The following is a 7,967-nucleotide window of genomic DNA, read 5'->3' on the forward strand; positions in this document are numbered from 1 at the left end:
TGGGGGTTTGGGGGCGGGACTATTTACAAATGCTTTCCGATTCCTATATAACAATGTGAAATAATGAGTGAAAAATCAATCTTCTCAAAGCCCCCAGAATTGGGGGTTTGGGGGCGCGACTATTTACAAATGCTTTCCGATTGCTATATAACATCGTCCGTTGTCAGGCTTCAGCCCCAAACCACCGATCCGACTCCTTTGATAAAGTGCGACTCCGCCCCGATCGCCCCCAATTCCCCCCATCACCCATCCGGGTGAGCTAAATTTATATTGAAAATAGAGAACCAAAATAAAAGACCCTACGTCAGTAGAGTCAAATCCAATTATTTACGCGAATAGGATACTGTAAACCATGTTCGGCACCAACCTCTACCGTTCCGGAACCTCCGTCCTCCTCACCCTCAGCATGGCTGCGGGATTCGCCGCCCCCCTGCTGCTGACCCAAACCCCCGCCACCGCCCAACAGTTCCCCAGTTCCCTGCAACGGGAAAGAATCATGGCCGGAACCGTCATCGCGGTGGAATATCCCGAAGCCGAGAAAATCGTCGTCACCCCCGACGAAACCACACCTTTGACAATGGTCGTCGCCCGAGATGTCGTCACCAGCCAGGGGCGAGTTTGGCTGCCCGCCGGGGCGGAAATCGTCGGGGAACTGCGGCCGGCCACCGGAGGCGGATCGCAGTTTATCGCCGATGAAGTCATCATCAGCAGCAATCGGCGGTACAGACTCGACGCCAATTCCAACGCCGTCACCCGCACGGAAACCATCCGCAAAGGCGCCTCAGCCGGCGATATCCTCAAAGGGGCAGCCATCGGCGGGGCGGCGGCGACCGCGTTAGCCGGCGTTTTGGGAGATAAAGCGATCGCCACCGAAGAAGTGCTCGGCGGGGCCGGACTGGGTGCGATCGCGGGCATTTTCCTGGGCCGCGAAAAAGTCGATGTGGTGGTCATCAACCCGGAAGAAGACCTCGCTTTGACCCTGCAAACCGACCTGTTCTTCCGTTAAAATATGAGGGGAATTGATCGTTGATAATTGATCGTTATTAATTGTCAATTCTTCCTACACCCGACACCCGAATTTCTATGCTTCCCTATCGCGATCGCAAATATCTGTTTCTGGTCCTGCTGGGGCTCGGACTAGCCCTGCTGGTCGGTTGCGGGCGTCCCCCGACCCGTGCGATCGCCCAGGAGACGGGCGCCCCCAGCCTCTCCCCTCCCCTGGACTGTCGGTTGGACGACGATTGCCTGATTCTGCTGTACAGCGATCGCGATCCGAGCCCCGAAGCAGTGGATTTCGGTTGCGGTCGCCAAACCTACGACGGCCACAAAGGCACCGACTTCGCCATCCCCGACGAACGGGCGATGGCCCGGGGCGTGGAAGTCTTCCCCGTGGCGCCCGGTCAGGTGTTGCGGGTTCGGGACGAAATGGCCGATCGCCGGGTCAGAAATCAAGCCGATCGCGCGGCGGTGGAGGGAACCGAATGCGGCAACGGCATCGTCATCGACCACGGCAACGGCTGGGAAACCCAATACTGTCACCTCAGACAAAACAGCATCGCCGTCCAACCCGGCGATCGCGTCGATCGCGATACACTATTGGGACTCGTCGGCACCTCCGGTTTGAGCTCCTTCCCCCACGTCCACCTCAGCGTCCGCCACGATGGAGAAATAGTCGATCCCTTCGTCGGACCCAACGCCGCGGCGGGTTGCCAAGTCAGCCGCAACCCCCTCTGGAACCAACCCTTCGAGTACACCCCCACCGGTCTAATCCGGTCAGGATTTTCCACCGAACCCCCCGAGATGGATAAAATCTGGAAAGGCAACTATTCCGAAACCCAGCTTTCCGTCGCCAGTCCCGCCCTATTATTCTGGGTCCAAGCCTACGGAGTCCTAGCCGGAGACGAATCCGAATATCGCCTCACCGACCCCCAGGGCAACGTTATCATCGAACACCGCGATCGCATCGACTCCCCCAGCCGCACCTGGTTAGGTTACGTCGGCAAAAAAAATACCAGCGATCGGCCCCTCACCCCCGGAACCTGGAACGCCTCATACCGCCTCACCCGGGGCGATCGCACCCTCATCGACATCAACCGCCCCATCCACCTGCAATAATCTGCGAAAATCTGCGTAATCTGCGGATTTATCCCACAACCAATAAATCCGGGCAACCCGAAACGCCCCATCAATGGGACAATAGTTGTACTTCGATTGCCAAAATCGATTGTGCAGCAAGGGAACCGCTCAAATGTTCAAACGAATTGCAACCATTCTTCTCGTCGTAGTCGGCCTCACCCTCGGAGGTTGCGTCGCCACCGGCGGCGGACTCAACAGCTTCGTCGATACCACCGACGGCTACGAATTCCTCTATCCCAACGGCTGGGTGCAAGTCAAAGTCTCCGACGGCCCGGATGTGGTCTTCCACGATATGATCGAGCAGACGGAAAATGTCAGCGTCGTGATCAGCCCCGTCACCAAGGGCGACAAATTGTCCGACATCGGAACCCCCACCGAAGTCGGCTACACCCTCAGCAAAAATGCGATCGCACCGGAAGGCTCGGGCCGGACGGCGGAACTGGTGAACGCCGGGAAAAAAGAATCTCCGAAGAATACTTATTATTTACTCGAATATGCCGTCACCCTTCCCAACCAACAAAAACGGCACGATTTCGCCAGCATCGCCATCAGCCGCGGCAAACTTTTCACCCTGAACGTCTCCACCAGCGAACGGCGGTGGCAAAAAACCCAAAATCTGCTCGAACAAGTCGTGCGATCGTTCTCCGTTTATTAAAATAGTCAAAAACCGGGTTTTTATGAAAGTCGATCTTTCCCAAGCAAAGTTTTGCCCAAAAACCCGGTTTCTCATCCCCCTTTCCTCACACCCAAAACTCCAATTCCGCAATGGCGATCAATTCCAAACTGACCTTTATCCTCGCCTCCGCCTCCCCCGCCAGACGGCGTTTGTTGAATGCCCTCGGCATCCATGCGGCCGTCATGCCCAGCCATTTTGACGAGTCCAGCCTGCAAATTGACAACCCCGCCGAATTAGTGGAAACCCTGGCAGAGTGCAAGGCAGAAACGGTGGGGCGGCGGCTGCAAGAACGTCCGGGCGACGGTTTGTTGCAGCGGGAAAATACCCTGATTTTGGGCTGCGATTCTTTGTTGGTCGTCCAGGGGGAAATCTACGGAAAACCCGCCGACGAACGGGAGGCGATCGCCCGCTGGGAACGGATGAGCGGCGACGTCGGGGAACTCCACACGGGACACGCTCTGATCGATATCAAACAGGAGAAAATTTTGGTGCGATCGCGGGCGACTCGGGTTTATTTCGCCGCCGTCGATACCGGCGAAATTGCGGCTTATGTCGCCACGGGAGAACCCCTCAACTGTGCCGGATGTTTCGCGATCGAAGGGAAGGGCGGCGCCTTCGTTGACAAGCTCGAAGGCTGCCACACCAACGTCATCGGCTTGAGTTTGCCCCTACTTCGGGAGATGCTGCGGGAGTTGGGTTATCAAATCACCGACTTCTGGAAAAATAGTGGGGAGTAGGGAGTCGGGAATCGGGAGTCGGGACTGAAACTGCTTTTCTATAGGGGTTTCAAAATCTATTCTCCGATTCAAACTGTCAATACACGATCGCCGATCCCGAGTCCACTTGAGTGGACTTTTGCTATCAGCCTTGAAATTCATTTCAAGGCGGGTGGACTCTATTCGTATTTTATCCGAACTTTCCCCACCCTGTCAACCCCTTTTTTCGCGATTTCGAGCCTCAATTTTGAAGCCAAAAGACGGGCGATCGCAGTCTGAAATGATAGGTAAAAATCTTTCGGCTCAAAGCCCCCAGAATTGGGGGTTTGGGGGCGATATATGTGTCAATACCGCAACAAACAGGCGATGGGAAACAGCAGATATTCCAGAAAAAACAGTTTCCAGATAAACTGATAAAAGCGGGCGATCGCTTTCCGGTCTTCCAAATCCACATTCATACTTCGCCACCACAAGACACTGAGTAAAACCAGATGGACGAACGCCAGGAAAACCGGATTTAAATACCCTTGCAACGGAACGCTGGCGAGTATCATTCCCAAATAGCAAACCGTCAGCACCCCCCGGGCGAGGTTAAAGACAGAAACCGTCCCCAGTCTAATGGTAAACGTGGTAATATTGTACTGCCGATCGCCCTCGATGTCGGGGATATCCTTAAAAATGGCGATCGCGAACGTAAACACCAAAATAAACAGTGTCAGAACCCACACCGTCGGCGGTATCGCCGGCAGGTTCCAGGCCGTGTCCCCGGAAAACGCCCAGCTAAAATGACAGAATAAGCCCAAATTGACGATAACACCCCGGACGGTAAAAATACAGAGTGCCGCCCAAAAGGGAAACCGCTTCAGCCGAATCGGCGGGAGGGAATAGGCGGTTCCCAGTCCCAAACTGATTCCCACCGTCGCCCATAAAAACGGCCCTCCAAGTAGGGCGAGAATAATTGCGGAGAGTCCCGTCAAGCCGACGATAAATCGCCCCTGGCGGAGGGAATATTCCCCGGAAGCGAGGGGCAAATCGGGTTTGTTGATTTGGTCAATTTCGATATCTTCGAGTTGGTTCAGGCCGACGATGTAGATGTTGCCGCACAGACAGGCAATCCAAGCGATCGCCACCGTCGCCAGACTCGCAGAGACAAACTGCCCATCATCCCACAGTAAATCGAGTTTACCACTCAAAGCGATCGCGGACAACCCCAAGACGCTGAGGCTGGTTCCGATGATGGTGTGGGGCCGCGAAAACTTCCAGAAGGCGTACAGCCAGGGCGCCTTTTTTTGAACCGGGTTGACGGCGATTTTTGCCGGCGGGGGAGGAGATAATTCACCCATAATTGAGTCAAACTAATAATGATGCAATCGTTAAAATATAGCAGTGCGCTCGGCAAGTCGTGATATCATGTCCGCCCAAATAGTTTTTACCAAAACTATTTTTTGATTCGATAATCAACCCATCAATAGGATAACTGATGACCCGAACTTGATCAGACATGGGATTGGGTTTGGGTAGTACAGGCATCTTGCCTGTAAAAGCCCGACTTGTCAACATACTCTTCGCGCACTACTATGCTAACCCGTGATGTTTGTCACAATCAAGAATTGCGTCGAGTCAAACAGGCAAGATGCCTATTCTACGCGGGGGGTTAACGGCGTTCAAAGATGGTTCGGTAGACAGGTTCGCCGCGAGATAACGTCGCGATTTCCCGTTCCGACGCCGCCGGCAGGGGATTGTCCGGCAACCATTCTTGTGTTTGGATTTGAAATTGGGGATGTTCCAAAAACCGATCGCGCATTTCTGCGGCCACTTCTTCCACATCCGAAGACAAAAAAACCTCCCCGCCAGAAACCATAAATTTCGACAATTCATCCACCAACTCCGGCTGCACAACCCGCCGCCGTTGGTGCTTATTTTTAAACCAGGGATCGGGAAATAAAATACTGACTCGTTTGAGAACTCCCTCGGGAAGCGATCGCAACAGCGAGTCCAGAGCAAAGTTGGCATTACAAAATATATAATGTAAATTGTTCAATTCTTTGTCATCCCGCCACTCATTCGCCTCCTCCACCAAGGGTTTACGAATTTCCAAGCCCAAAAAATTCCAGTCCGGTTCGAGTTGGGCCAGCTTCCACAAAAACCGTCCCCGTCCGCAACCGATATCGACGTGCAGCGGGCGATCGCTTTTATCATAGATCTCCGTCCAGTCGGGGGGAAGCACGGAAAATTGAAACTTCCTGGCCAGCGGATTGACGTGCTGACGAACGCGAACTCGTCCCAACTTTTAACACCTCTAAGATTGATTGACATTTCATTTCAGGTCAAACAAGCTTCTGCTTGTCACAGGCAGGATGCCCGTGCTACCTATTTTGTAGCTTCAGAAATAGTTCCCCGTGGATCTGCGCCCGATCGCGCAAAAATCCGATTTTGGCAGCGGAAAGGGGCTCGCCGTTGGCGTAACATTCGAGCCAAGCTTTGCTGATAACATTAGCATCGTCGGGGAGCCCGGCCAGTTCCCATCCCGGCCAGTCGAACTCCGCCATCAACTGGCTGACTTTCGGATCATAGCTGAGGGCGAAACAGCGACACGCCGCCGCCGCCGCCATGATCAAGCTGTGGAAACGCATCCCGATCGCCATTTCCACGCCCCGAAATACCCCCCGCAACATCCCCGGGTCTTCCAATTGTAAAATATGACTGCGGTCGGGAAGAACACTGTGGAGAGATTCGGCGATCGCCAGATCCCGGGACAACTGAAACGGAAGCAGCAAAATATAGGCCCCCGTCGCCTGCTGAAAAGATACCAGAGCCCGGGTCAGGTTCGCCAACCGTTTGGGAGTCAGCAAAGGATGCGATCGCAGCGTCACGGCCACTCGGGGGGCCGGAAAATCCCCCAACCCCGGCACGGGTTTCGGTTCTAGGGCCCACACCGGATCGGGGGCGAGGGTCAACGGGATCTGCCAACTCGACAGCAAAGCCGCCGAACAGCCATCCCGGACGCTGACCGCATCGCACCCAGAAAACGCCCGCCGCGCCAGGGTTGCGGTCATCGGACGGTTGAGGGGGCCGATTCCCTGCGCCCAGGCCACGGTCTTCAGGCCCATTCGTTGCGCCAACCCCATCAATCCCGCATAATAAAAAGGACTCAGGGCGCTGGTGGCATCCTGAATCAAACTGCCCCCGCCCCAGATGAACCAATCCGAACGGCGCAGGACCTGCCACACCTGAAACGCACTTTTGCGATCGTAGGCCCTCACCCCGTATCGCGCCTCCGTCTGGGGGGGATTTCCAGACAGGGCGATCGCTTCGACTCCCTCCGGCAACATCTGCAACAGCGACGCCAGCAGCGCCTCATCCCCGCCATTCCCCTGTCCGTAATACCCGCAACAAACCGCCCTCGGCATTTTGAATTTTTACGATTAGCGCCGAGTTTAACTATATCAAATCGGGGTGGGGAGATTGCAGATTTCCCACCCCCCATCCCCAACTGTTTCAGGAACACTTCTCCTCGCACACCGTCAGTGATGGCAACACGGCAGCCGGGGCCACCCGCGATCGCACCGGAGTGTATCGACGGACTGTTTTGCCGCGAAAGTCTTGATATCAGGGCATCGAACCATCGCCGAGTTCATCTTTTGATTCAATTGGCAGTCTCTCCAACATCGCACCCCGGCCTTCAATTTCAGTCTCAAAAGACCCCAAAATCCGGTCAAAAGCCTCCCCTGTTGAGGGGTGAGGAGTGAAGAATCCGGAAAAGGTTCTCCATCCTATCATCTCAAGAGGTCACACTTTTGACTTTTGACTTTTGACTTTTGACTTTTGAAGGGTCAACAAACGCCGTTGTCGTAACATTCAGAAGGTCGCCTTTGTTCCACCTCCGGCGACGGAAATTGAACCTCGGACGGTCGGTGTTCGTCAAGGGGAAAAATGGACTCCGTTGGCACGGAAAAAGACGGCAACCCGTTGAAATGGCGGGCGAGGCCGGACCGGCCGGATATCGCCAGCAGCAACGGCACCGCGATCGCGAATGTTGTAATTTGTGATTGGATCTTCATGGTCTGAACCTCATTGAACCCGGATGTGATGACAAATGGCTGACCTTTTGCGGTTGCCTATCTTGCCTGTTTCACTTTTCCATGTAGGAATGGACGGGCAGGATTTTCGTGCTGGAGATTGGCAAAGAAGGGACGGCACAGAGGAGGGGATGGGAAATCGATCAAAAACTCCGCTTCTCGCCGGACTCTCTACTTTTAATTGTTCGCGACTGACCCCAAACTGTCCTCTTGTGTTGTGACAGTTGGTATCGGGGTTGATTGGGACGTGATAAAATTAGAGGGTAGCTTCAAGGATAATCCCGTCAGCACCCCCGGCTGAAGCACGGGGGCTTCGTGCCCTCCCCTTCAGGTAGCTGACCAGCTATCGCCTTAACTGGC

At 54.7% G+C, this 7,967-nt stretch carries 8 protein-coding genes; 4 read left to right on the plus strand and 4 right to left on the minus strand.

Features of this window, described 5'->3' with window-relative positions; all coding sequences use genetic code 11:
* Window positions 1-352: 352 nt before the first annotated feature.
* The 4 genes from AC0QHF_RS10125 to AC0QHF_RS10140 all read left to right on the plus strand — a co-directional run bounded on the left by AC0QHF_RS10125 (window position 353) and on the right by AC0QHF_RS10140 (window position 3,549).
* Window positions 353-1,006, plus strand: a complete 654-nt coding sequence (locus AC0QHF_RS10125) for a hypothetical protein (protein WP_324704084.1) — start codon at window positions 353-355, stop codon at window positions 1,004-1,006.
* 77 nt (window positions 1,007-1,083) lie between these two features.
* The gene (locus tag AC0QHF_RS10130; RefSeq protein WP_324704085.1) at window positions 1,084-2,115 is read left to right on the plus strand and encodes a M23 family metallopeptidase; all 1,032 of its coding nucleotides are present in this window, start codon (window positions 1,084-1,086) and stop codon (window positions 2,113-2,115) included.
* 133 nt (window positions 2,116-2,248) lie between these two features.
* Window positions 2,249-2,791 carry a photosystem II reaction center PsbP gene (gene psbP / locus AC0QHF_RS10135; protein ID WP_324704086.1) on the plus strand — a complete coding sequence of 181 codons (543 nt, stop codon included), beginning with the start codon at window positions 2,249-2,251 and terminating at the stop codon, window positions 2,789-2,791.
* Window positions 2,792-2,901: 110 nt separating this feature from the next.
* Window positions 2,902-3,549, plus strand: a complete 648-nt coding sequence (locus tag AC0QHF_RS10140; RefSeq protein ID WP_324704087.1) for a Maf family protein — start codon at window positions 2,902-2,904, stop codon at window positions 3,547-3,549.
* A gap of 323 nt (window positions 3,550-3,872) precedes the next feature.
* Here the strand turns inward: AC0QHF_RS10140 and AC0QHF_RS10145 are convergent, their stop codons facing one another.
* The 4 genes from AC0QHF_RS10145 to AC0QHF_RS10160 all read right to left on the minus strand — a co-directional run bounded on the left by AC0QHF_RS10145 (window position 3,873) and on the right by AC0QHF_RS10160 (window position 7,589).
* Window positions 3,873-4,871: a homogentisate phytyltransferase gene (locus tag AC0QHF_RS10145; RefSeq protein WP_324704088.1), complete on the minus strand. Its 999-nt coding sequence runs from the start codon at window positions 4,869-4,871 to the stop codon at window positions 3,873-3,875.
* Between the two features lie 311 nt (window positions 4,872-5,182).
* Entirely contained in the window at window positions 5,183-5,815 is a 633-nt protein-coding gene (gene trmB, locus AC0QHF_RS10150) for a tRNA (guanosine(46)-N7)-methyltransferase TrmB (protein WP_324704089.1), read from the minus strand.
* A 79-nt stretch (window positions 5,816-5,894) separates the two neighbouring features.
* On the minus strand, window positions 5,895-6,938 hold the full coding sequence (gene csaB, locus AC0QHF_RS10155) for a polysaccharide pyruvyl transferase CsaB (protein WP_324704090.1): 1,044 nt from the start codon (window positions 6,936-6,938) through the stop codon (window positions 5,895-5,897).
* Between the two features lie 423 nt (window positions 6,939-7,361).
* Window positions 7,362-7,589: a hypothetical protein gene (locus AC0QHF_RS10160; protein ID WP_324704091.1), complete on the minus strand. Its 228-nt coding sequence runs from the start codon at window positions 7,587-7,589 to the stop codon at window positions 7,362-7,364.
* Between the last annotated feature and the right edge of the window lie 378 nt (window positions 7,590-7,967).

The sequence above is a fragment of the Lyngbya sp. CCY1209 genome (assembly GCF_055795065.1).

Coding starts and splice junctions, on each gene's coding strand:
- AC0QHF_RS10160 (WP_324704091.1), bottom strand. CDS start 7,589: ATGAAGATCCAATCACAAATTACAACATTCGCGATCGCGGTGCCGTTG.
- psbP (WP_324704086.1), top strand. CDS start 2,249: ATGTTCAAACGAATTGCAACCATTCTTCTCGTCGTAGTCGGCCTCACC.
- AC0QHF_RS10145 (WP_324704088.1), bottom strand. CDS start 4,871: ATGGGTGAATTATCTCCTCCCCCGCCGGCAAAAATCGCCGTCAACCCG.
- AC0QHF_RS10140 (WP_324704087.1), top strand. CDS start 2,902: ATGGCGATCAATTCCAAACTGACCTTTATCCTCGCCTCCGCCTCCCCC.
- AC0QHF_RS10125 (WP_324704084.1), top strand. CDS start 353: ATGTTCGGCACCAACCTCTACCGTTCCGGAACCTCCGTCCTCCTCACC.
- csaB (WP_324704090.1), bottom strand. CDS start 6,938: ATGCCGAGGGCGGTTTGTTGCGGGTATTACGGACAGGGGAATGGCGGG.
- AC0QHF_RS10130 (WP_324704085.1), top strand. CDS start 1,084: ATGCTTCCCTATCGCGATCGCAAATATCTGTTTCTGGTCCTGCTGGGG.